The organism is Aeromonas sp. PrichA-15 (assembly GCF_017939245.1).
In the GTDB taxonomy this organism is placed as follows: domain Bacteria; phylum Pseudomonadota; class Gammaproteobacteria; order Enterobacterales; family Aeromonadaceae; genus Aeromonas; species Aeromonas caviae.
Genome location: NZ_JAGKRH010000356.1, coordinates 1 through 293 on the forward strand (window position 1 = coordinate 1; position 293 = coordinate 293).

The window sequence follows — 293 nt, forward strand, 5'->3', positions numbered from 1 at the left end:
GTGAGGAGGTTAAAAACTCCGGGCTCTTGAGAAAACGAAAGCCCCGTTCGACATTCTGCTGCGCTTTATAGGTGGCCAAAAGTTCGGCCATGGTCAGCGTATCGCTGTGGTCATTGGTCGCCAGGATGAACACCCCGGTCTGGTTGTGGGCCTCTTCAACGCAAGCCAGGCTAGTTGCCGCCAACCCAGTGATTTGAAACTGATGGCCAATTGGCTCTTCGCCACGCTTGGGTCTGCCACGTCCTGTATAAACGGGTTCACCTACCACTTCGGCATCCAGTTGCAGCAGCATC

The 293-nt window shown here is 54.9% G+C and carries 1 pseudogene; it reads right to left on the reverse strand.

The window, feature by feature from the left end:
• Positions 1-293, reverse strand: a pseudogene (locus J9889_RS23195) (IS1634 family transposase); the annotation flags it as partial.